Source organism: Mammaliicoccus sp. N-M50 (genome assembly GCF_022386995.1).
Taxonomy (GTDB): Bacteria; Bacillota; Bacilli; order Staphylococcales; family Staphylococcaceae; genus Mammaliicoccus; species Mammaliicoccus sciuri_A.
In genome coordinates this window covers 167,728-192,745 of sequence record NZ_JAJNJA010000005.1, presented here as the reverse complement: position 1 = coordinate 192,745, position 25,018 = coordinate 167,728, and the positions used below count along the sequence as shown (strand labels likewise).

The 25,018-nt window shown below is 29.8% G+C and carries 26 protein-coding genes and 1 pseudogene; 15 read left to right on the top strand and 12 right to left on the bottom strand.

All coding sequences use genetic code 11. The features are described 5' to 3' along the window. Nucleotides 1–17: 17 nt before the first annotated feature. From LQ622_RS09695 to LQ622_RS09680, 4 genes are all read right to left on the bottom strand, one after another. Entirely contained in the window at nt 18–200 is a 183-nt protein-coding gene (locus tag LQ622_RS09695) for a hypothetical protein (protein WP_037589639.1), read from the bottom strand. 169 nt (nt 201–369) lie between these two features. After that, nucleotides 370–1,281, bottom strand: coding sequence for a hypothetical protein (locus tag LQ622_RS09690; RefSeq protein WP_239775024.1), 912 nt, complete (start codon nt 1,279–1,281; stop codon nt 370–372). 16 nt (nt 1,282–1,297) lie between these two features. After that, nucleotides 1,298–1,882 (bottom strand): hypothetical protein, encoded by a 585-nt coding sequence (locus LQ622_RS09685; RefSeq protein WP_239775023.1) that lies wholly within the window; start codon nt 1,880–1,882, stop codon nt 1,298–1,300. 19 nt (nt 1,883–1,901) lie between these two features. Next, entirely contained in the window at nt 1,902–2,192 is a 291-nt protein-coding gene (locus LQ622_RS09680) for an LptF/LptG permease family protein (RefSeq protein WP_204188515.1), read from the bottom strand. 363 nt (nt 2,193–2,555) lie between these two features. On the opposite strand from LQ622_RS09680, the gene LQ622_RS09675 reads away from it, so the two are divergent. Further along, nucleotides 2,556–3,386 (top strand): CPBP family intramembrane glutamic endopeptidase, encoded by an 831-nt coding sequence (locus LQ622_RS09675; protein ID WP_239775022.1) that lies wholly within the window; start codon nt 2,556–2,558, stop codon nt 3,384–3,386. 222 nt (nt 3,387–3,608) lie between these two features. Beyond that, a pseudogene (locus LQ622_RS09670) lies at nt 3,609–3,731 on the top strand (hypothetical protein); the annotation flags it as partial. Between the two features lie 373 nt (nt 3,732–4,104). On the opposite strand, the gene LQ622_RS09665 reads toward LQ622_RS09670, so the two are convergent. From LQ622_RS09665 to LQ622_RS09630, 8 genes are all read right to left on the bottom strand, one after another. Then, nucleotides 4,105–4,296 carry a hypothetical protein gene (locus LQ622_RS09665; protein WP_196307744.1) on the bottom strand — a complete coding sequence of 64 codons (192 nt, stop codon included), beginning with the start codon at nt 4,294–4,296 and terminating at the stop codon, nt 4,105–4,107. 383 nt (nt 4,297–4,679) lie between these two features. Beyond that, nucleotides 4,680–5,564, bottom strand: coding sequence for a GNAT family N-acetyltransferase (locus tag LQ622_RS15175; RefSeq protein WP_239775021.1), 885 nt, complete (start codon nt 5,562–5,564; stop codon nt 4,680–4,682). A gap of 88 nt (nt 5,565–5,652) precedes the next feature. Further along, the gene (locus tag LQ622_RS09655; RefSeq protein WP_239775019.1) at nt 5,653–6,621 is read right to left on the bottom strand and encodes a hypothetical protein; all 969 of its coding nucleotides are present in this window, start codon (nt 6,619–6,621) and stop codon (nt 5,653–5,655) included. Nucleotides 6,622–6,859: 238 nt separating this feature from the next. Continuing rightward, nucleotides 6,860–7,531, bottom strand: coding sequence for a hypothetical protein (locus LQ622_RS09650; protein WP_239775017.1), 672 nt, complete (start codon nt 7,529–7,531; stop codon nt 6,860–6,862). Nucleotides 7,532–7,570: 39 nt separating this feature from the next. Further along, entirely contained in the window at nt 7,571–7,966 is a 396-nt protein-coding gene (locus LQ622_RS09645) for a hypothetical protein (protein WP_196307729.1), read from the bottom strand. 2 nt (nt 7,967–7,968) lie between these two features. Further along, nucleotides 7,969–8,511 (bottom strand): hypothetical protein, encoded by a 543-nt coding sequence (locus LQ622_RS09640; RefSeq protein ID WP_224658848.1) that lies wholly within the window; start codon nt 8,509–8,511, stop codon nt 7,969–7,971. Between the two features lie 15 nt (nt 8,512–8,526). Beyond that, nucleotides 8,527–8,868: a hypothetical protein gene (locus LQ622_RS09635; protein ID WP_126477135.1), complete on the bottom strand. Its 342-nt coding sequence runs from the start codon at nt 8,866–8,868 to the stop codon at nt 8,527–8,529. A gap of 3 nt (nt 8,869–8,871) precedes the next feature. Continuing rightward, nucleotides 8,872–9,741, bottom strand: a complete 870-nt coding sequence (locus LQ622_RS09630; protein ID WP_037589627.1) for a hypothetical protein — start codon at nt 9,739–9,741, stop codon at nt 8,872–8,874. 458 nt (nt 9,742–10,199) lie between these two features. On the opposite strand from LQ622_RS09630, the gene LQ622_RS09625 reads away from it, so the two are divergent. The 13 genes from LQ622_RS09625 to LQ622_RS09570 all read left to right on the top strand — a co-directional run bounded on the left by LQ622_RS09625 (nt 10,200) and on the right by LQ622_RS09570 (nt 24,840). Further along, on the top strand, nt 10,200–11,975 hold the full coding sequence (locus LQ622_RS09625) for a CapA family protein (protein WP_239775015.1): 1,776 nt from the start codon (nt 10,200–10,202) through the stop codon (nt 11,973–11,975). Nucleotides 11,976–11,990: 15 nt separating this feature from the next. Continuing rightward, complete coding sequence (locus tag LQ622_RS09620; protein ID WP_126477138.1) at nt 11,991–12,998, top strand: YheC/YheD family protein; 1,008 nt, start codon at nt 11,991–11,993, stop codon at nt 12,996–12,998. Between the two features lie 164 nt (nt 12,999–13,162). Next, on the top strand, nt 13,163–13,921 hold the full coding sequence (locus LQ622_RS09615; RefSeq protein ID WP_126477139.1) for an SDR family NAD(P)-dependent oxidoreductase: 759 nt from the start codon (nt 13,163–13,165) through the stop codon (nt 13,919–13,921). A gap of 59 nt (nt 13,922–13,980) precedes the next feature. Next, the gene (locus LQ622_RS15080) at nt 13,981–14,103 is read left to right on the top strand and encodes a hypothetical protein (RefSeq protein WP_275589930.1); all 123 of its coding nucleotides are present in this window, start codon (nt 13,981–13,983) and stop codon (nt 14,101–14,103) included. Nucleotides 14,104–14,216: 113 nt separating this feature from the next. Further along, nucleotides 14,217–14,795, top strand: a complete 579-nt coding sequence (locus LQ622_RS09610; RefSeq protein WP_204253152.1) for an MptD family putative ECF transporter S component — start codon at nt 14,217–14,219, stop codon at nt 14,793–14,795. Continuing rightward, a complete protein-coding gene (locus LQ622_RS09605; protein WP_239762813.1) occupies nt 14,792–15,523 on the top strand; it encodes an energy-coupling factor transporter transmembrane component T in 732 nt (243 codons plus the stop codon). The genes LQ622_RS09610 and LQ622_RS09605 overlap by 4 nt, the downstream gene beginning before the upstream one ends. Further along, nucleotides 15,516–16,970, top strand: a complete 1,455-nt coding sequence (locus LQ622_RS09600; RefSeq protein ID WP_239775013.1) for an ABC transporter ATP-binding protein — start codon at nt 15,516–15,518, stop codon at nt 16,968–16,970. The genes LQ622_RS09605 and LQ622_RS09600 overlap by 8 nt, the downstream gene beginning before the upstream one ends. Before the next feature lie 29 nt (nt 16,971–16,999). Beyond that, nucleotides 17,000–18,754, top strand: a complete 1,755-nt coding sequence (locus LQ622_RS09595; RefSeq protein ID WP_239762824.1) for an ABC transporter ATP-binding protein — start codon at nt 17,000–17,002, stop codon at nt 18,752–18,754. A 34-nt stretch (nt 18,755–18,788) separates the two neighbouring features. After that, complete coding sequence (locus LQ622_RS09590; protein ID WP_239762826.1) at nt 18,789–20,522, top strand: ABC transporter ATP-binding protein; 1,734 nt, start codon at nt 18,789–18,791, stop codon at nt 20,520–20,522. A gap of 210 nt (nt 20,523–20,732) precedes the next feature. Next, on the top strand, nt 20,733–21,398 hold the full coding sequence (locus LQ622_RS09585) for a ribulose-phosphate 3-epimerase (RefSeq protein WP_239762921.1): 666 nt from the start codon (nt 20,733–20,735) through the stop codon (nt 21,396–21,398). A 2-nt stretch (nt 21,399–21,400) separates the two neighbouring features. Then, on the top strand, nt 21,401–21,850 hold the full coding sequence (gene rpiB, locus LQ622_RS09580) for a ribose 5-phosphate isomerase B (RefSeq protein WP_239762828.1): 450 nt from the start codon (nt 21,401–21,403) through the stop codon (nt 21,848–21,850). An 80-nt stretch (nt 21,851–21,930) separates the two neighbouring features. Continuing rightward, a complete protein-coding gene (locus LQ622_RS09575; protein ID WP_239762831.1) occupies nt 21,931–23,793 on the top strand; it encodes a beta-glucoside-specific PTS transporter subunit IIABC in 1,863 nt (620 codons plus the stop codon). 39 nt (nt 23,794–23,832) lie between these two features. Further along, nucleotides 23,833–24,840, top strand: coding sequence for a LacI family DNA-binding transcriptional regulator (locus LQ622_RS09570; RefSeq protein WP_239762834.1), 1,008 nt, complete (start codon nt 23,833–23,835; stop codon nt 24,838–24,840). Nucleotides 24,841–25,018: the final 178 nt, after the last annotated feature.

Genomic DNA, 25,018 nt, shown 5'->3' with positions numbered 1-25,018 from the left:
TTTAATAGTTTGTTAGTTTACTTATTTTTATCATCTAATCGATAATATCCTCCTAGTATAAACAATGAGACCGTTAATAAAAGAGTTGGAATTGCAAATAGTAATAAACTTATATAACCTTCCTGAAAACCAACCATTACTGCTACAAAATATAAAATCATTGATATGCTAAAACTAAATGTAAAGTCGAAATATTTCATATTCTTTCTCCTTTTTTTTCCTATATTACCTATATTAACCATAAGTCTTAAAAAGTGTAAACCTATTTTAAAAAGAATATCTTTTAAAATTTTCGGATTTACTCATAATACATATCTCTATAAAAATATCCTGAACACAACTATCAGTGTTCAGGATTATTAGAAGTATTTATTTTTCTTTAACACCTTTATCATCTGGTTGATCTAATTTGAATTTTTGTGTTTTATCTCCAACTTCTGTTATTAGGTACTCATAGTCACTATATGCTGGTTCATCATAATCATTATCTTCTTCAATTAAATCAATGTTACTTAATCCTGCTATTTTTTTGTCATATATTTCAGTAGGGCTAACAACGTTTGATAAATTTACTCCATAGTTCTTAGAAGATTCCTTTGAATATCTATAAATACCATTTTTGCTATCTTCATCAAATGTTTGAGAACCAATATTTATAAATTCGGATTTCGTATTATTTCCTGAACCATCAGTTGTTATATTTATTTTTAATTTATTAAAAGTAGGTTCTTTATATTTAATATTTGATATTTTCTTTAATTCCTTTGTTAAATTAGTAAGTTGTTTGGAGTAAAATTCAACTTCTGGTACGCCTTCAATTTCATATCTTTCAGGATCATAATCATCTTCTTTAGCTCTTTTTTTAGCATTATCTAGGCTATCTTCGACAGATTCAATTTTATCTTTAGTTTCCTTTATTTTATAATCTTTTTCTACATTAAAGCTTTTTTTATCCATTTTTTTAATATAATCAAGTTTTTTATCGTCATCCATTTTTATCATTTTTCCTACATCAGTAGCATACTCATAGCTATCAGAATCTTCATCGCTATAATCCCTATATACTGCAATTTTACCGTCTTTACTTACTATGAATTTTGTAATTTTAGAGTCTTTTCCTAACTCTGCTGAATCGTCAGAACTATTTTCCACTAAGTAAGATATAGTTTCTTTTTTGTCATTCATAACATCGCTGAATTTGACTTCTTTTTCCTCAGTAGCCTTTCCGCAACCAGCTAATGTAAATACTAATAATCCAATTATTGTTAATATTTTCTTCATCCTAAAGTCCCCCATGTTAATATGCTTCACTATGCAAAATAAGATTGCCTTTAATATATTTTTCTAAGTCATTAAAACTATTGATAGAATAAAAATCGTTTACATTCATTTGAAAATAGTTAGTATAATTTATACTTACTTTACAGTCACCGGATTTTAAATCGGTTATTTCACAGTTACAATAATGTGTACTTACGTTTAAATCGATTGGTATAGGGTCATTAATGATATTTTTTAATTGATTTCCTAATTTATCACTGTTATATATAAAATCATTAATTGATTTTACTAAATCATAAGCATCATATCCGTTAAAAGTTTTTAGCCCTTTAAGACTATCAATTTCTGAGTACCCTCTTAATACTTCCACTACTTTTTTATCAACAGCTGATTCACTAGGAGGTTCCACATCTTCAAATTGTTCATTAAATGTTTCATTAAGTTCGTCATTCTCATTGAAATTCATTTCTTTATTAATTTGGTATAAAAACTTCAAAAATTTAAAAGCTATTATAGTAAGTATTACTATAATAATTAGAAGAACAATAATGATGTTATAAAACCCATATAAATCATTTGTAAAGAAATCCACAATTAACAATTCAATAATCTCCATTTCACTAATCGATTTTTTTGAACTTCATATTATCAATAATGAGCTTATCGTCTTGATAATCTACTTTAGCTTTTTCTCCATCAATATCCGCTTTTAAATTGCCATCTTTATCTTCTTCAATTTTACCTTTTAAAGTTAGACCACTTTGTGTAATTTCAAAAACATTGTCCTTTATTTCTACTTGATAACCTTCATTTTTAGTATCCTCCCAATTACCTTGAATTTTATCTTTTGTACTTCCACAAGCTGATAAAATTAAGGCGAACAATAGTATAGGAATTAATAATTTTTTCATTTTTTTCATCTCCTATATAACATATAAATATTAAATGATTTTTTACAATGTAATGCTACCATAGATGTCTTTTTACACTCAATACTTTATTTTTTGATTATTTTTATATTAGAATATTTTTTAATGCCACTTTTTATATTATAAATACTTTTGTTATTAGACATAAATTAGAATATGAATCTGTAGTTTGATAAAATAAAAAATGAATAAAGAAACATTTGTAAAAAATAGATAAAGGTGGATTATATGAGAGAGAGGGCTTTTAAATTTAATTTTTCCAAATAATGAGGATGAAAATTAAGAGTACTTTTTAATATAAATATCAATGGAGAGGTGAATGTTTTGGAACATAGAAGTTTTAGTATGTTAAGAATCATATTATACATATCATTGTGTACTGGAATATTAATTTTTTCAGCGGTATTTAGTACATATTTACAACATGCCATCCACATACCAAACAAAATTCAGCAGCTTTTAAGTGGACTAATATTTACGATAGGAACAGTTATAACACTTATCTTAATTAAAAGAAAGCGTCCAAATATAATATCTGATTTGAATTTAGAAGTACCTATAATAAACAAGTCATTTGTTATCGCAATATGTCTGCCACTTATCTTAATGTTATTGGTATTTATTGTGACTGGGTTAGCTGGTATGTATGATCAAATACATATAAATTTAAATAGTAGAGTATGGTTAAGTTTTCTTTTTAATATCGTCTTTGCAATTTTATATGAAGCATTTCCTGAAGAAGTCTTTATAAGGGGATTAATTTTGAATGAGTTGAAAAATAAGATGTCATTTAAAAATACTTTAATCATACAGCCTATATGTTTTCTAATCATAGCTTGTCTAGCACAATTGCTTACGCCAATCTTTTTTGGCGAAAAAGGGCAGCTAGATTTAAGTTATATTATCATCATTTTCACGTTTGGCATTGCACTGCAATTGTATAGAGAGTATGCACAATCACTATGGGCAAATATGTTTTTCCACATTGTATATTTAGAAGCAATGAGAAATATTTTCCCGGGTAATAGTGAATCACTCATTATCTTTCGTGAACAATTACCAGGGCTTGTTGCACTTGTTGGAATAATGACATTATATATAGGAAGTATTGTGATACTAGGTGTATTATTATGGCGAAGAAATAATACAAGTATAGATACGATGTCACGGAATTAAACTGCTTTATAAAACAAATAGGAGGAATTTAATATCATGAAAAAATTCTTAGCATTTATATTAGTTCTTTTAAACACAATCACTTTTGTTATAGGATTAGGATTTCTATTTGGTGAAGACGAAGAATCAAAGAAAAAGGCACACTAAGCTGAGAAGAAAAGAAACTTTTGAAAAAAGGGAGCTAATTCGAAAAATATAAAAGGTCAGGAGGTCTAAGAATTAATGAATAATGAGGAATTAGAGTCTAGGTTATTATTGATCAAACAGTCTATCGATGCTTTGCAAGAGCATTTAGCACCTGATTTAAAGACTAAAGATTTAGTTTTATTACGTTATGGTTATAATGTTGATGTAATTAAGTATGTATTAAATCATGAATAGAGGAGGAACTCTTATGAATGTTGGTGTTTTTGTAATTGTTCTTATTTTTTGTATAGTATTACCAACTATAATGATGGCTAAAAATAAGAAGGAATAGGTGATGAATATGGATAGAATCATATACATATTTAAAATAGGATTAATTTCATTTTTAATCATTTGTACGTTTAGATATATTTTCCCTTACCCAGAAAGTACTCTTGGGATTATTATTTATTCTTTCTGTTTAGGGATTTCAGTAAGCATCGTTTCTTTATTTTTATTAAATAGTCCACCTAAGAGAAAAAAATAAGTTCAAAAAACACCCTAATGAACTAGGGTGTTTTTGAGTTGTTGTTTATTGATATTTATTTTTCATTTTTAAAACTTTAACAAGTAAATATATCGCATTCACTCCTGCTATTATAGCTAATACGATAGACAAAGTTAAACTCTCTATTGGCATTGTAAAAATTATAGCGAATAGAAGAATAATATTTAACACCGTTGCCATAGTAAAATCATTATTTAAACTGTTCTCTTTTTTCATAATCGTTCCTCCTTAACTTCACTTAGACTACTAAAATTTATTGTTTTATTTAATCAGTGTGATAATGTTTAGTATTCCAAAATACAAAGATTAAAAAAAGTACTGTAAAGATAGTAAACGAAGTATCTAAATGATCTTGATTCATTTGTTTATAAGCAAAAAATGCTAAAAATATTGCTAAAATCATTTGTATAGTGAACAAAAACCACTTCAAAAAACCATTCTTTTTTTTATCAAACTTTAGCACAATGACGTACCTCCATAATATTAATTGAATCGATTAAGTGATGCACACTATACTTTTAGGTTATTTGATAATGTTGTTAAGCCTAATGCAATAGCACTTGCAACTATTACTTGTCGTTACTAACATTATTTGTATATTAATATGGCCTAATTGTATATGATATATTTGAATCCTCTATATTAAAATTAAGCTTTTTAAACATATTTAAGGCTTTATTATTATCACTATTCACACATGTTCTAATGTATTTATATTTATTTCTATCAACTGATTTTAATAAATGATATAACAATTCTTTGCTATAATATTTACCTTGATACTTTAAATCTATACCAATATAATCAATATAAATTTCTTGGTCTTCATCAGATTTTTCACAATATAAGTATCCTATATCTCCAAAATCATCATGTTCTAAAATGTATATTTTTACTTCCTCTTTTTTTAAATTTGAAAACAACTTTTCACCGTTATAATAACTATCTTTAAATAATGTATTATGGATAGATATTATATTTTCACTGTATTCTTTCTCTACAACTTTAACAGTTTTAGTATTCTCATACATATCTATCTTATCGTCTAATTTATAAACTAAATCTACATGTTCACCTTGTCTATCAGATTTTAAATATTGATCAACAAAGTTTATTCCCATTTCGTTTTCTTTATTAATAAAAAATAAAAATTTATAACCTTTAAAATTAGAATGTAATATATACTGCCAAACTTTATCTATATCTTCTATTGAAGTTTTATCATTATAATAAGGACCCCATACTTCTACATTTTGACTTTCTTTGTCCACATCTAAAGCAAATAAGACTTTTATTTCTTCATTTTCAGTTTGTAAAAAAATCGATTCATGTAACGCTAAATCAGAAAAATCTTGCTTAAGTGTTTCTTCTATCTCATCTTTAACAATTCCAGCATAACCTATTTTACTTTTTGAATGTTTATTATTTGAATATATAAAATTCACAACATTTTTAAAATCACTATCTTCAAATTTTCTAATCACATTATCTACTCCTTCAATAATGACTTAAGAGACTATTTTTAAGTAGCGTAGTTATTTTAATGTCGTACAAAATTGTATTTTCTTCCGTTTATTGATGTCTATTTTCTATATGTTTTTGCTCAATAATATTGCCTTCAGCATCTTTTTTTACGATATCTTCGCCTTTCGTTGTGTATGTACCAAGTATTTCACCGTGTTCATTACGATAGTTTACGTACCAATTACCGTTATCGTCCTTTCTCACGATATCTATTAAATATTTACTTTTTCCTATTGGTTCTCCTTCAAAATCAGAAATCATGCCATACACTTGTGATCTAAAGTGTGCTTCTGTTCCTGGGTTTTCTTGATCTTCAAACGCTTCTATTGTTTTATGGTCTGGATGTTCTTTCTTTATTTCAATTTTATTTGCGACTTCTTCAAGTGACGTATAATTTTTATTTTTATCGTATAAGTCTTGTAGGTTATATTCATTACCTGTTTTTAATAAATCTTTGTATATTAATACAGCTTGAGTTCCACCGACATACAATTTATCTTTACTCAAACCAACTACAGTTGCAAAGCTACCTTTGGCTGGGTATACAGTATAGAATTTCATACCATTTGGTGCGTCTTGGATATTTTTTTCTTCTATTAACAATAGTTTATGTAGTTTCTTTTTTTGTTTTTCACCTTGAGAAAATTGTTCAAAAACACCAGTTAATACTTCATCTTTCGTTACGATATATTCTCCATCTTTATCAGCAAAAAAGGCTAAAGCTAACTTTGTCTTATCTGAAACTTCATTAACATCTGATTTTACATTTTCAACTTGTTTAGGTTTATCTTCATGAGCTTTATTTTCATTCTTTGATTGGTCATTTTCATTTTCTTGTGAATCAGACTTAGAGTTGTCTTTATCTTTTTGCGTACGCTCATTTTTAGAACTATCATTCTGCTTACTTTCAGTTTTAGTACTTTCATCCTTTTGATGAGCAGTTGATTTTTCTTTATCACTACTACACGCAGCACATAATAGTACTAAAATACTTGTTACGACCATTAATTTCTTCATATTGAATAATCCTCCTTTGTTTGAGTGAGTTACCTAAAATAAAAAGAATAAAGTTATCTATATTATGTATAACTATTTTAGCAAAAAGAGTATGTTGTAATAAACCCTAAATTTTCCAAATTATAGTAGGTTAAAATAAAACAACCTGAACTTCAGTAAATAAGTTCAGGTTGTTTATCATCATATAAAAGATTCTATCTTAGTCATTTATGTGATTTCCCAGGCAATAATGTATCATTTATTCTCCGTCATTATTAATAGATGCATGTAACGTTTCTTCTGGGTAGTCATCTTTTTTAATTTTGATTGTATTATCGTCAATATACGTTATTATCAGTTTACTATTTTTAAGTACAGGGTTACTTACTTCATGAAGTTTTGATTCTGGTGTTTTTGCTATAACACCTTCAACAGAATGATCATCGATTTTTTTAACCTGATACATTTCACTCTCCTTGTCTTTAAATAAATCTTTATTTTTCCCGTCATAAATAATACTCTGTCCATCAATAGTGAATGTTTGATCATGTCTGTCTTCTTGACCATATTGCCATATGTGGTCAATGTCAGTAATCTTTCCATAAGCATTCGTGTCTTTATATAACAATTTTTCCAATTGATCTTTTTCTTTCTTAGATACTACATAATTTAGATCATATTCAAATTTGTTGAATTCTTCATCTTCATCGTCTTCTGAAGATGCATCTACTTTGTTTTCATTTTCTTGCAGTTCCTTTTCCAGTTCTTTATCTATACTGCTGACTTTACTATTTGATTCCGAATTATTTTTCTTTTCATGCTGTGAATTAGAAGTGTTATTTTCTTTAGACTTTTCATCATTTTTACTATCAGATCCGCAAGCAGCCAATAAAATAATCAACCCTAAACATATGCTTAATAATTTTTTCATGTTAAATCTCCCATTTAAGTTATTAATTCGGTGTTCTAGTTAAATTAAACGTATGAACATTGCGAGTTTATATAATAAAAATATAGTTATAATACATGTCATTATGATAGTGATTATCATTTTTCGGGATTTTGTTGGCGTTTCTTTGTAGAATTTTTCTCCCAAATATAGTGATGAAATGAAAATGTACTTCACTATAAAGAATGACATGATAAGGAATATTGGCGTAAATATGACTCGATAGATTTTATATAATCCAGCACCAATGTCTTTAAACCAATTTGCAGCTTCAGTATCACCGCCTAGTGCACTAAGTGCGCCTAAAAACATTAAAAATGTAAATGTACCTAACATTCCTAAAATACAACCACATGGCGTTTCTTCTTCCACGGGTCTGTGTACATAACCAAAGATTTTACCTCTATCGTCAAACACCTTTATACCTCTTCCCAAGGTTCAATATCTTCTAATTCTTTAATTCTTTTGTAGTATTTCTTCATAACGATAGGATGTAGGAATATTGAAATCGTAAATACGAATAAAAACATCCAAGCTAAAATATACTTAGCAATTATATTTATAATAAATCCAAAGAAAACACGTTTGATATAAGTTTCATGAGCTTCACGCCAAGTCCATTTATTGCCTTGAACATGTAATTTACTAGTAGGCATTGTTTGACGATTATAATCATACGACATTCGAGCAAGCGTACCGAAGTCTCTTCTAAAAATGACGCTTCTCATAAAGAAGTACCTTAGAAAAACATTACTTTTAAATTGTAAGACGTAATCACTCATCCATGCGAAAGTATAGCTACCTAGAAGAAACAGTATTATATTGTAAATCCAACTCATTAAGCTATACGAGCCATCAAACGTCATATAAATAAACTTCGTCAAGAATACATAGATATAAGGTGTGTAGTAAAAAGTAATAGGTACTTTCGGTGTATTAAAATATTTTTTGAATATGTCCATTTATATTCTCTACTCCTATTCTTTAGTCAACTCTACTTCTTCATCGCCATTCCCTGGACTATCAATGATGAGTTTGTCTCCTTTGACTTTATAGTTAAGTTGTAAATCTTGACCGTCTTCTGTTTTAAATGTCATGACTTTATCATCTGAGTTGACTTTTCCGTCAATGTTCCCGTCATTTGCACCTATGCCAAATAGTCCGCCTGATTCTAGTGCATCCATATGTAATGTTGCTTCTCCAGTCTCGCTATTTGCTGTAATACTAATGTCTTTATTCGAATATGTACCGTCTACATTCTTTCCGCATGCTGCTAATAATAGAACTAATACTAAACAAACGCCTAATAAATTCTTCATAAATCATTCTCCTTTGTATGTGTGTTTTATTTTGTCTAAACGGTTTATAAAGGCATCGATATAAGCTTGTGGACCTAACATGCGTGCGAGTGGTGCTAGTTGATATGCTATGTAATAGGAGTCTAGTTCTGTACATGATACTAAGACGATAATTTTATTATCTTTGTATTCTAAGATTTCTTTGATTGAAAATTGCTGTTTAAACTGATCCCAAATAGATACGTCTATTTCAAATTTAACAGGTTGTAAGTTGGGTACATTTTCATATGTAGAAGCTTCTAAAATATATACTGATTTAATATCTTGAACTTTAACGGTATGAATTTTAGCTTCATACTCATAAGTTAACCAGTAATCATAGTGCATATACATAAGAGACAATGGCTTTACAACCAACTTTTCATCTAATTCAATACGAACTTTTAACCCTTTCGTAATACATTCTTGCAAATTCATTAAATGAATACCTGGTAGTGGTTCGGAACGTAAATTAAAGTGATTCAAAACACTTTTTAGAATGTATTTATCTTCAATACGGTTAAGCGAAATATTATCTAAGAAAAGGTTATAAACACTTTTGTGCAACATAGGTGTTAAGCTTTTGATTTTAATTAATAGACTTAACAGTGCTAAGCTATCGGCTGAATATGAACCATTTGAAAGAACGTATCCATCTAGGGAACGACTATAAACGATTTTAGTATTCTTGTTATTCCAATAATCACTCTCATAGAAAAACATATTTAAATCATTAATATCCCTTTGTATCGATTTTTCTCCAACATTAGCAATATTGCTAAACTCTGACTTGTTCACAACATCCCCGTTTAATAGACGCGTGAGTAATGATAATACACGAGTGGCTTTGTCCAACTTAATCAACTCCTGATGTATAATATATATATTTAAATGGACATTATAAGTCCATTTTTCAACTTTATTCAAAATTCACTTCTATTTTTATTTATTTATATTGGTATATAAAGTTTATATAATTATTATATTAAATGTGCAAGCTGAAAAAGTGAATATTATGAGGATAGAGAAAATTTTTAATATATATAAAATGTAAAATATTATTAAAACAAAACAATATCCGGACATTTTAGTTCGTAAAATAACATTTAATTAATATAGTAAAGGGCTAATAATTGTAATAAAATGTAAATGTAAAAATGCTTAAAAGAGGATTAACATGAAAGCAGTGTAATGTTATTTTTATTTGGTATATTTAATTTAAATTCTTTATCTTTTACACTATTCAATTTAGTAAGTTCAAAAAGTGATTATAGATTCTTTCTATTAATTTTATTTATGAAGGAGTTAAGTGTATGAATAATTATAAAGTCGTGGCGATGCGTCTAAATGATAAAAAAGTACTATATGATAAGGGCAATAAAGACAAAAATGATTATGGACTGGGTAATGCTCTATTTTTAAATTATGTTTTAGATTTGCTTAAATATAAAAAGATTAAACTACAAGCAAGTGTGAAAATTAGTGAATTTATTTCTAAAACTTCTAGAAAAGATAAAGTGTTTTTAGAAGAAGGGAAAGAAATTACGATATATAAGTTATTACAATTAGTCATTAATCTTAATTGTAATGCAGCTGTATTGGCTATCGCAGAACATCTAGATCCTACTAGAAATAATCCTGCTATCAAAGTGAAAGTGAAGCGAGATGAGTATGATTTAGAAAAGCAGGTTGCTATAAATATTAGTGGTAGAAAGATGAAAAATAAGCCTCAATCTTATACGATAGAAGATCTTTTGAAGATTGGAGAAAAAATGTTTGGCCAATATGAAAAAGATTTTAAATTATATAATAGTTCATTAGTTGATTATCGTGGCACTGTTTATGAAAATCCAAGTTTCATAGATACTGATGATCGTGTCGTATGCAACTACTTATTTGGGTCACATGATAATAGTGGGATTGTCTTAACTAACATTAATAATGAGCGTGTGTTACTAGCTGTAATGGGTGCAGATAACGCGTTTCATAGAGATTTCTTACTGAAAGAAGCAATGGACGAAATTCAATTCGATATTAAAGCGCCTAAATTAGAAGTTGAAACATTCACAGGTGAAAAAGAAATTAATTTTTTAGGTGATACATACTTTGGAGAATTTTATACAGAACGTCGAAAAAAACGCAATCAAGAAGATGCATTAATGCGTTATGGTTATGATCATTCATTGAAGCATTTAAAGACATTCTTTAATCCAAATGGATATAACATTATCAATTTTGAAGCAGTATTTACTGAAGAAGGTGAAGTATCAAATTTAGAAGGTGCGAAACCATTTTTATTATGGGCAAATGAAGAGAAAACATTAAATGCATTAAAGTCATTAAATTTAAATGCTGTTTCTTTAGGAAACAATCATGCGATGGATTTCGGACTTAATCGTTTAAAACAGACTATTGAAGGCTTTAAAAATAACGATTTAAAAGTATTTGGTGCTGGTCTGAACTCTAAAGAAGCTTTAGCACCGATACATTTAAATATAAATAATAGAAATGTATATATTTATAATGGCTATTGGTATCGCAAAATTGCATATCGTAAATTTGATTTTTACGCTATTGGTCATGATGCAGGTGTGGCACCATTATATTTAATAAATGAAGAAATTCGAAGAAAGAAACAAGAAGATCCTAATTGTTTTATCATCGTACAACCACATTGGGGCGTTGATTTTAAACAAATTTTACCGTATCAAGTTGAGAATGCAGAACAATTAATTCATAGTGGTTGCGATTTAATACTTGGACACGGTCCTCATACGATTCAAAAATTAAGAAGGTATAACAACACAGTGATTGTTTATAGTATGGGAAATGGGATTTTTAATAGTAACGGTGAATTTGATAAACATGATGCATTACCATATGGTTTCTTAACAAAATTGAAGTTTCTTGAAAATGATGAAATTAAACTTAGATTAGTGCCATTCTACGCAAATAATTTGGATACTTTTTGGTGTCCTGATTATGTGAATGATGAACAATTTAAAGAAATAGTAGAATTTATTGCTGAAGGTAAAGAATATATTGAAACAGACTGGGAAAATCGAGCATTTGAAATAAAAATTAAATAAGAGAGGATTTTGTTTATGAAAGTAGGATTATTACGAGAAAAGCATAAAAAAGGTGTGCTTGGAAGAACACTAACATATATAAGTAATTTTTATAATATAGACTTTTTTGTATTTACTTATGATGATGTTGATCTTGAAAATGAGACAATTGATGGTTTGTTTTTTGAAGATGGACAATGGGTAAAAAAGCGTACAGAATTTCCTGATATAGTGGATAATGTACCGATGGATAAACGAAAATATCCTGAAATATTTAAAGCTTTAAAGAAGAAAGCTATATTTACAACACCAGGTTTAGGGTCTAAATCATTTATTTTTAATAAGATGCAAGAAAGTAAAAGATTTGAAGATTTAATTATTCCAACTGATGAAGTGGCTTCTTATGATGATTTAAAAAATCATCTACAAAAGTATAAAAAAATTGTATTAAAGCCGACTCTTGGCAGTAAAGGTAGAAATATATTTGTTCTGAATCAAAGCGATGAAAAAATCGATGTTCTAAACGATGATAAAAGTTGGACAATTGAAATTGATGAGCTACAAACTTTTTATAATGAGAATATAAGCGAAGAGAAGTACGTTGCGCAACCTTTCATAAAATCACAAACAATTGAAAATAACCCATTTGATATTCGACTTCATGTGAGAAAAAATCAAAAAGGTCAATGGGAAAAAGTTGAAATCTATCCACGCATAGGTGTAGGTAAAAATATCACATCAAATGTAAGTCAAGGCGGTGGTGTAGCAATGTTAACACCATTTTTAGAACATAATTTCGAGAAGAATTGGAAAGATATAAGGATTGAACTCAATAATTTATGTAAAACGATTCCGCTCAATTTTGAGAAGCTTTATAATTTCGATATTGATGCATTAGGTATAGATATTGGTATAGAACCTGACGGAAAAATATGGCTGTTTGAGGTTAATACGTTCCCAGGACAGCATTTCTTCTATGCTAGAGATTCTGAAGTGAGAGTGGCTTATTATAGATATTTATTAGATTTAAAAAATAAAAAATAATACAACTTCAATTCATTTCCCAGGCAATATTTTTCCATTAATTAAGAGATAAAGATTTAAAATAAATAATTTAGAAAAATTCATATTTCACCCGAGTTACTTTGCAACAATTATGTAAAATTACTTGATATGATATAAGTATAAATATTATAGGAGTGATTCGGATGATTAAGTATAGTGAATTTGAAGGCAAAACGGTTCTAATTACGGGTGCGTCTTCGGGTATTGGTAAGGCTACTGCTTTAAAATTTGCTGAAAATGGTGCCAATATTGTAATTGGTGATGTCGATGAACGTTCTGAACAAACGGTTCAAGAAATCAAAGACAAAAATAGTAATGCCATTTTCGTAAAAACAGATGTTTCACAACCTGACCAAGTGAAAAATTTAGTCGATAAAGCAGTTGAAACATTTGGCAGTTTAGATCATGCATTTAATAATGCGGGTATTCTAAATAAACCAAATAAATTTGCTGATATCGATGTTGAAACTTTTGATAAAGTATTAGATGTAGACGTTAAAGGTGTCTTCTTATCTATGAAATATGAAATTCCACAAATGCTTGAAAACGGTGGAACAATTGTAAACACAGCTTCTGTAGCTGGATTGATTGCAGACCCTGAAATGGGACCATATGTTGCAGCTAAACATGCTGTAGTAGGTATGACAAAATCAGCAGGATTCGATTACGGTGAAAGTGGCGTTAGAATTAATGCAATTGCTCCAGGACTAACAGAAACAGAAATGACAAAATCTTGGAAAGACGATCCAGAGAAATGGCAACAAATGATATCAGGCGTCCCAATGGCTAAAGCAGCACAACCTGAAGATATCGCAGAAATGGTATTATTCCTATCTTCAGACGCAGCCAAATTCATGACAGCACAAGTTTATCTCGCAGACGGCGGACAAACAGCACACTAAATGAAGTTGAATATATTGATTAAATGACAGAAGTCTCGATAAGAGGCTTCTGTTTTTTTATGGATAGAAAGTCTTATCCTACTGTAAATTCTTTACATAATGTCATTGATAATGATTATCAACTAGGTTATCATATTATTGTAAGTTTCTATAAAAAAGTAATATTAACATTAAAAAGATAAATATATTCATTGTAGTAATGAAATGTTATATAAAAAGAGGTGAATTATTTATTTTTTAAATCGTAATGATTATGCTTATAGATTCAAAATTTTAACAGACGGGGAGTTAGATTATGAATAAATTATCAGTTAAAGATTTAATTACAGTAGGTATTTTTACAGCGATATATTTAGTAGTGTTCTTTGTTACGTTTATGATTGGTTACATACCATTTTTAATACCGTTTGTAGGATTCATTTGTGCGATTGTATGCGGTATTCCGTTTATTTTATATGTTATGAAGACAGATAAATTTGGCATGGTGACATTGTCTGGAACGATTTTAGGTATTGCTTTTACAGTGATGGGCAGTGGCTTAATTATGATTCCGTTTGGCATTATCTTTGGTTTGATTGGTGACTTCATTATGAAATCTGGTGGATATAAAGAGTGGAAATCTATTGCTTGGGGCTATGCTATTTTCTCGTTATGGATGATGGGATTTGTCGTAAGAATGTTTATTGCAAGAGATCAATACTTTAAAGAGATCGGGAAGTCTTACGGTCAAGATTACGTTGATGTATTAGAATCTATTACACCTTTATGGACATTACCTGTGATGTTTATTTTAACAGTGATTGGTGGTCTTATTGGTGCTTGGTTAGGCAAGAAAATGTTTAGTAAACATTTTAAAAAGGCGGGACTTGTGTGAAGACGGTTGTTGGTTCTTTAAAAGATCATAGGAACATTGTCGCAAAGTTAGACCCTAGAACTAAGATCGCTTTAACGATTACGATAAGTACGATTTTAATATCAAGTGGTAGTTCACAAAGTATTTTAAGAGTATGTTTAACGTTATTTTCACTTGCATTATTATTATCTATTCATAAGATCAGTTTGTTTATTAAATGTGCAGTTACTTTTTTGGTGCTGATAGGCATTCAATATTGGGTTATCCCTTATGCAGAAGGCATGATTAAATTTATTCTGCTCGCATTTGTTGGAATCTTTATGAATATGTTTCCTGGGTTTATCGTTGGCTATTACACGTTATTCTCTACAAAAGTAAGTGAATTTATAGCAGCTATGGAAAAAATGAAATTACCTAGAAATATCATCATTCCAATATCTGTGATTTTTAGATTTTTCCCGACGATTGCTGAGGAATATCGAAATATTAATTATGCTATGAAAATGCGAGGTATAAACTTTTCGAATCATTTTTTTAAAATGATTGAATATAGAATGATTCCGCTTATTATATCTGTTGTTCAAATAGGGAATGATCTTTCTTTTACAGCGATGACTAGAGGGATTGATTCTCCCTTTAAACGGACGAATGTATGCGTCGTGAAATTTAAACTACTTGATATATTGTTACTCATTGTCATGGTGATATTATGGATTATTTATTTTAAGGAGAAGTTGTTTAATGATTAAATTTGATAATGTAACGTTCAACTATGCTTCTTCAGAAGAACCAGCTATTCAAAATGTCTCACTTCAAATTAAACAAGGTGAATTAGTCGTGTTCTGTGGTAAATCAGGTAGCGGGAAGTCTACCATTGCTAAATTGATAAATGGCTTAATACCTAAAGTTCAACATGGAGACATCAGTGGACATGTTTACTTGGATGGACGCAATATATCGGAAATTGAGATGTATCAATTATCACAAATGGTAGGTAGTGTATTTCAAAATCCGAAGACACAATTTTATAACGTTGATACGACAAGTGAGCTTGCATTTAATTTGGAAAATCAAGGTATTGATCAAACGGTCATTATTGAAAAGATAAAAACAGTTATGAACCAGTTTAAGATTGAGCACTTATTGGATCGCAATATATTTGAGTTATCAGGTGGCGAAAAACAAATCATTGCATGTGCGACAGTGCTTATTACTAATCCAGATGTTGTCGTATTAGATGAGCCATCTTCAAATTTAGATATGTATAGCATTAAGAAATTAAAAGAAATGATTTGTTATTTGAAAGAACGTGGTAAAACGGTCGTACTGATTGAACATCGTTTGGACTATATTATGGATGAGGCAGATCGTGTCTTTTATATGGAAGACGGCTCGTTACATGCACGTTATCCAATAGATGCATTTAAATCACTAGATCGTGATGAACTTGAAAGCATGGGTATTCGATACGGACAAGAGGATCGATTACAACATGAGCCACAGTTTGGTGATCATGTCATGGAAATGCATAACTTTACTTATACGTATGACAAATTTAGTAAAGAGAAACAATTAGATGTGAATGAAATAGTCATACCAAAAGGTGAAGTAGTCGCGATTATTGGCGATAACGGAAGCGGTAAATCAATCTTTGCTAAATGTTTATGTGGTTTGCTGAAGGATTTTAAAGGTCATGTGACGTATGACGAGAAGCGACTTAAACAGAAACAATTATTAAAGCAGAGCTATATGGTTTTCCAAGATGTAAACACACAATTATTTACGGAAAGCTTGGAACAAGAATTACAGCTATTAAATGTTCAAGTAACGGAAACACAAGTTGATGACATGTTAGAAAGTATGAATTTGTTAGATAAAAAACATGAACATCCATTGTCACTTTCTGGTGGCGAAAAACAAAGAATGGCCATTGCTACGGCAATATTGAGTGGTAAGGAAATCATTATATTTGATGAACCTACTTCAGGGCTTGATTTATATCATATGAAAAAAGTCGCGAAAATGATTAATGACATCCATGACAAAGGAAAGCAAATCTTTATCATTACACATGATAAATCATTGATATTAGAGATTTGTACATATGTCTTACATTTTGGAGATGGCCGTCTTATTAATCAGTTCGCATTGAATCATCAAGGCATCGATCAATTAAATCATTACTTCGATGTATAAATCGCATCAATGAGAGGAGTCAGTAAAGTATGAACACCGATGAACATTGGATAAAATCATTACTCATATTTGGACAAGATGCTAAATGGAAGATTGTCTTATCTGTTGTATTGTCTATTATTAGTGTGTTTTCAGGATTAGTGCCTTATTGGACGGTATATAAAATCATACTATTAATGATTGATGGAAATACAGAGATGAATCAAGTTATTTATTATATAAGTATCGCAGTAGGTGCTTATGTGATACAGGTTATTTGTTTCGGAAGTTCGACGATGTTATCGCATGTGACAGCTTATGATATTTTATCTAATATTAGAAAGCAATTGGCACATAAATTAATGCGTTTACCTTTAGGTGTAGTAGAATCTAAAAAAATTGGTGAACTTAAAAGTCTATTTGTCGATAAAGTAGAAACGATTGAATTACCGTTAGCGCATATTATTCCAGAAGTAGTAGGTAATTTATTACTGTCTATTTCTATATTTGTTTATATCGTTATTATCGATTGGCGTATGGCTTGTGCCATGTTGATTACGGTGCCGATCGCATTTTTTGCTTTCAAAAAAATAATGTCTGGATATAATGAGACTTACGAAGAACAAATGGCATCGAATAATTACATGAACAGCTCAATTGTTGAATACATTGAAGGTATAGAAGTCATAAAAACATTTAATCAATCTCAAAACTCTTATAAAAAATATAAAGATGCTGTTAGTGCATATAAGACACATACTTTAAATTGGTTTAAAAGTACATGGGGCTATATGAACTTAGGAACTAGTATTCTTCCATCGACTTTTCTAGGTGTGCTACCACTAGGTATGTATTTAATTTCAATTGACCAGTTGAACTATGCAGAATTTTTTATTTGCTTAGTACTGTCTTTAGGTGTTGTCGCACCAATCAAGAACTTTACGAATTATGTTAATCAATTAAAATCAATCCAATATGCGATTACTGAAGTACGCCAAGTATTGAATTTAGAAGAACTTGAAATCTCGAAAGCATTTAAAGAACCTAAAAATCATCAAATCACATTTAATGATGTTGGGTTCTCTTATTCAAATGATAAAGATAACTTAGTATTTAATCATTTGTCGTTTGATATTCCGGAGAAGACTTTTACAGCAATTGTTGGTGCATCTGGTAGTGGTAAGTCTACGATTGCGAAATTATTATCAAGATTCTGGGATGTAACGTCCGGAGAAATTGATATCGGTGGTGTAAATATTAAAGATATTGAACCTAAGAAACTGAACGAATTAGTTGGTTTTGTAGGGCAAGATAACTTCTTATTAAATCTTACGTTTAAAGAAAATATTAAATTAGGTAATCCGGAAGCATCGGATGAAGCGGTTGAAGAAGCGGCTAAATTAGCGCAATGCCATGAATTTATTACGAAATTGCCAGAGGGCTATGATACGAATGTAGGTTCAGTTGGTGATAAATTATCGGGCGGTGAAAAACAACGTGTCACAATAGCGAGAATGATCTTGAAAGATGCACCGATTATTGTATTAGATGAAGCGACAGCTTATGTTGACCCAGATAATGAACAAAAAATTCAAGCTGCATTAAATGCTTTAACTCAAAATAAGACGCTCATTGTGATTGCCCATCGATTATCTACCATTAAACAAGCAAATCAAATTATTGTGTTAGGTCATCAACAAATTCTTGAAAAAGGTGACCATGCAAGATTATTGGATATGAACGGTCACTATAAACAAATGTGGGATATGCACATCGGTGCGAAAGATTGGGGGGTCTCTTCTTAATTTGTAATGCATTCAAATATAAAGGAGGATTAACATGTTTCAGATTACATTTAAGATTTTAAAGTGGGCGACACCTTATAGATCAAGAATGATTTTAGGATTTGTAATGTCATTTATTAATTCTATTTTTATCGCCTTACCAATCTTCTTAGCTGCCCAAGTGTTTAACCGTGTGCTATCTCATAAACAAATTGAAATGTATGAAATTATGAGCGTGTTAGGCATCATGATTTTATTAGTATTAGCAAGATTTGTGACAGCTTATTTAAAGAATAGACTTCAAGAAAGTATCGCCTATGAAATGAGCGCGAAAGAACGTTTAAATATTGGTGATAAACTTAAGAATGTAAGACTAGGGTATTTTGAAGACCATCAAACAAACGAACTCGCAACGGTTGTTACAACAGATTTAACGTTCTTAGAAAATTATGCCATGAAGATGATCGATATTGTCGTAAACGGCTATATATTAATTACTGTATTAATTTTGTCGCTTTTAGTTGTATCTTGGGAAGTGTCACTATTAGCACTTATTGGCGTAGTTCTATCTTTACTTTGTATTCATTTATTAGAAAAGAAAAGCCACCAAAACGCACCTCATTATCATCATGCTCAAAATCAACTTGTTGAAAAAGTGCTAGAAGTCGTTCGAGGTATTCAAGTTATTAAATCATTCTCAAAGGAAAATACAAGTCTACAAAGTTTTAACAAAGCAGTAGATGAAAGTAAACGCGTGAATACAAAAATTGAATTACAATACATACCGTTTAATTTATTACATTTGTTGAGCTTAAAGATTGTTTCTATCGTCATAGTATTAATCGCATGCTTATTATATATTAATCAAAGCATTGATTTACCAACACTCATTATGATTTCAATCTTTTCATTTGTAATATTTGAAAGTGTGGAGAATGTAATCAGTGCAGCACACGTGTTAGAAATGATTGATATGACGTTAAATGATATTGAAGAAATTAAGAATGCACCTATATTAGATGAAACAGGAAGAGATATCGAAATCGATAACTTTGATATTGAATTTGATCATGTCAGCTTCTCGTACGGAGATCACCAAGTGATTAATGATGTGAGCTTTAAAGTAGGGTCGCAAACATCTACAGCAATCATTGGACCGTCAGGAAGCGGTAAGTCTACCCTCTGTAATTTGTTGTTAAGATTTTACGATGTAGACGAAGGTACGATTCGAATAGGCGGTATCGATATTCGAGATATGACACTAAGTACACTGATGTCTCATATTAGTGCCGTGTTTCAAAAAGTCTACTTATTTAATGATACAATAGAAAATAACATTTTATACGGTAAGCCAGATGCAACTAAAGAAGAAGTTATCGCAGCTGCGAAACAAGCATGCTGTCATGACTTCATCATGTCACTACCGGATGGCTATCAAACAATGGTCAATGAGAAAGGGAATAATTTATCTGGTGGAGAAAAACAACGTATATCTATTGCAAGGGCAATATTAAAAGACGCACCAATCATCATACTAGATGAAGCAACTGCGAGTATTGATCCAGAGAACGAACATCTTATACAAAGTGCAATTGATGAATTAAGCAAAGGTAAAACAGTTATCACAATCGCACATAAAATAGGAACAATTAAAAATGCCAATGAAATCATCGTATTAAACGAAGGAGAAATCATACAAAAAGGGGATCACGAAACACTCGTGAATCAATCAGGCACTTATCAGAACTTCATCCAAATCAAGACACAATCAGAAGGTTGGAGATTGTAAGAATAAACCAGTAGCATCCCATATGTGGAATGCTACTGGTTTTGGTGTTTTAGGAGAAAATACATTCCTATTCTATTTAATATAATCAGATTATGTTGCAATAAAAAAATAAGTGTGATAGTATTTATTTAACTTTTAATAGTTGAGTAAACGATTACTCAACTATTAAAAAATATCATTTGAGTAATCGTTTACTCACAAGGAGGGGTTATTTTGAAATTAGCATTATTTCCATCTATGATGTGTGCCGATTTTAAAAATTTAGAAAAAGAAGTTAAAGATTTAGAAGATGCTAATGTAGATGGATTTCACATTGATTTCATGGATGGTCAATTCGTTCCTAATTTTGGCATGGGACTACAAGATTTAAATATTATAAGAAAATTGACTCATAAGATAGTTGATGTGCATTTAATGATAAAAAATCCGGGAGAATACATTGATTTATTTGTCAAAGAGAATGTGGATATTATTTATTTTCATCCTGAAACAGATATGCATCCAGCTAGAACGATTGAAAAAATAAAAAATAATAATATTGAAGCTGGTATCGCAATAAATCCAGATACATCTATTAGTACAATTGAACCACTTTTAAATATTGTGGATAAAGTAATGGTAATGACTGTTAATCCAGGATTCTCAGGACAAAAATATTTAGATTTTGTAAATGAAAAAATTGATGTTTTAACATCTGAAGATTATTCAAAAAAATTTAATTATGAAGTATTTGTTGATGGTGCAATATCGCCACAAAAAGTAAATGAATTAAATAAAAAAGGTGTTAAGGGATTTGTTTTGGGTACTTCAACTTTATTTGGGAAAGATGAATCCTATAACGAGATTATTAACAAATTAAGAAAGGTTGCTAATTAATTATGAAAATTGCTATCGGAAATGATCATGTTGGATTTGAATTAAAGCCAACAATTAAAACATATTTAGAAGAATTAGGTCATGAAGTCATTGATATTGGAACAAATAGTTCAGAAAGAACTAATTATCCTGATTATGGGAAGCAAGTTGCAACTAATGTAATCGAGAAAAAGGCGGATTTAGGTATATTGATTTGTGGTACAGGTGTAGGGATTTCTATAGCTGCTAATAAAGTGAGTGGCATAAGGGCTGTAGTATGCAGTGAACCTTATACTGCTAAATTGTCTAAAGAACATAACAACACGAACATCTTAGCATTTGGCTCACGAGTCATTGGAAGTGAGTTAGCAAAAATGATTGTTAAAGAGTGGCTAGATGCTGAATTTGAAGGTGGACGACATCAAAACAGAATAGACTCAATTAGAGATATTGAAAGTGATTATCTATGCTAAATAGAAGCATTATTATGATTAGACATTGTTACATTTCTTTGTCTGATCGTAATAATTAAATTAAAGATGAAGGTGATGTTATGAATTATAAAGAAATTGCTGATTTTGTATTGGAACAAATAGGTGGAGAAAGTAATATATCATCTGTAACACATTGTGCAACTAGATTACGCTTTAGATTACGCGATGAAACAATTGTTAATGAAAATGCTTTAAATGAATCAGATGATATTATTCAAGCATTTAGTAAAAGTGGTCAATATCAAGTTATTATTGGGACAGAGGTTCCAAAAGTATATAATGAATTAATTAATAATTCTAATTTAGATGAGAGTAAAGAAGAATCTCCAGAAAAAGAAAAAGGTAATTTAGTAGCAAGGTTTTTTAATACAATTTCAAGTATATTTACCCCATTATTACCAGCGTTAGCAGGTGCTGGTATATTAAGAGGTATACTACTTTTGATAGAACAATTGGGTTGGATAGACAATAAATCTGGTACGTATGTTATTTTAACTGCTGCTTCAATGTCTGTCTTTTATTTTTTACCAATTTTGTTAGCGTTTACATCTGCGCAAAGATTTAAAGTGAATCCTTATATTGCAGCAGTTATTGGTGCAGCATTAATTCATCCAGAGCTTATCAATTTATTAGGTGATAGTGGTAACGGGAAGATGACTTCATTTATGGGAATCCCTATTATTTTAATGAATTACTCATCTACTGTTATTCCAGCTATTTTAGCTATATGGGTATATTCATATTTAGAAAAGTTTTTAGAAAAACATATTTGGAAAAGTGTCCAAATTATATTTGTACCACTAATTTCTCTGGTTATAATTGTTCCTATTACAGTTGGACTATTTGGTCCATTTGGCGTGTATGTTGGAGAAGGAATTGCTAATTTAATTAATTGGCTAAGTGAATCTAATGGTTGGATTACTGGATTAATTGTTGGTGGAATTTGGAATGTATTTGTTGTATTTGGTTTACAATGGGCAGTTAATCCAATCATGATAAGTAACATTAGCGCAATGGGATTTGATAAAATTGTTCCATTAACAGGTGCCGCTAATTTCGGTATCGCAGGTGCTGCATTTGCTGTACTTTTAAAATCCAAGAATAAAAAAATGAAATCATTTAGTTTATCAGCTTTACTTTCAATCTTCTTCGCAGGTATCACAGAGCCAGCAATTTACGGTGTTGGAATGAAATTGAAAAGACCATTTATTGGTGCATTAATAGGTGGTGCAGTAGGTGGCGCATACATTGGAGGAATGGGCGTAAAATCTTATGCATTTGTATTTGGTGGATTAACAACTCTACCAGCATTTGTTGGTACTACTTTCGTTCACTATGTTATTGGTTTAGCTATTTGTTTCGTTGTAGGTGCTATCGCAACTTATATGTTAGGGTTTAAAGAGCAAGAATTAGATACTAGTAAAACACAAAATATTAGTAATGAAAAATCAGAGAATACCATCAAAACTGTAGATGTATGTAGTCCGATAAATGGAAAAATAAAAGAACTGAAAGATATTCAAGATGGTGTTTTTTCAGAGGGAATGTTAGGAGAAGGCATAGCAATCATACCTGAAAAAGGAGAAATATATGCTCCAGCTGATGGACAATTGACAACGCTATTTCCAACGAAACATGCCTATGGTCTAACGTTGGATAACGGTGCAGAAATACTTGCACATATTGGAATTAATACAGTAGAATTAAATGGAAAGTATTTTGAAACTTTTGTAGAACAGGGACAAAGAGTAAAGAAAGGTCAATTATTAGCTAAATTTGACATAGATCAAATTGGTAAAGATTATGATATTTCAACCCCTATATTGTTAACAAACAAAGATAATTATAAATTAGAATTAACGAAGCATGATAATAAGGACGTTTCCACAAATGATATACTTTATAAAGTAAGTAAAATATAAGTCCTTATACAAAAGTTTTATAATTGAGGAGTAATTAATTTGGATAAGAAAAACCTTTCCATTAAAGAAATTGCTGAAATAAGCGGTGTATCCGTGGCAACTGTTTCAAGAGTTATAAACCAAAATGGTAGATTCTCTAAAGAAACAGAAAAAAAAGTATTAGAAGTAATTAAAAATAATAATTATAAAACGAATTTAGTAGCTAAAAGTTTGAGAATGAAACAGACGAATACTATTGGTGTAATCGTTCCGGACATAAAAAATGAGTTTTTTGCATCTATAGTTTCTGAAATTGAGGAATATTTTTTTGAAGAAGAAAATTATACAGTATTTATTTGTAACTCAAATGGTGAAAAAGAAAAAGAATTAGATTATTTAGCTAGTTTAGATTCTAAAGGTGTAGATGGTTTAATTTATATTTCTGGTTATGATGATACTTTGCATACCTCGGTAAGAAGAAATATCCCAGTGGTTTGTATAGATAGAAAGCCTAAAGAAAATAATGAGGTAGCAATTATTGAATCAGACAACTTAGATGGTGGTTATCAAGCTACTAGTTTACTTATTGAAAAAGGTTGTAAAAATATTGTCATTTTAAAAAGTGAAAAAGACACTTCTACGAATCTAGATAGATTTGAAGGATATCGAAAGGCTATAGAGGAATCAAGTAATCATCTAAATGAAGAATTAATTATTAGTTTGAAAAAGACACATTTTAATTATGCTAAAGATGCTATAAACAAGTTGATTGAAAAAAATATAAAGTTTGATGGTATATTTGCAATTAATGATTGGTTGGCGTTAGGAGCACTTTATGCTTTGAAAGATAATAACTTTAAAATTCCTGATGAAGTTAAAATTGTCGGATTCGATAATGTTTCAATATCTAAATACAGTTATCCTAATATTACAACAGTAAACCAAAATAAAAAATTAATGGGTCGAACAGCAGCAAAGACGTTATTGGATCTGATTAATAATAAACAAACAAAAAATAAAATCCATACTAAGTTACCTATAGATATTGTCTATAGAGGTACAACTTAAGTAAAAGCTTAATAAATAAGAAAACCAGTAGCATCCCATACGTGGAATGCTACTGGTTTTTGTTTGGGAATGCACGATATCTCGCAGTCTTCGTGCACACTAAGTGAAGTTGAATAGTTAATATAAATGACAGAAGTCTCGATAAGAGATTTCTGTTTTTTGTGGATAGAAAGTCTTA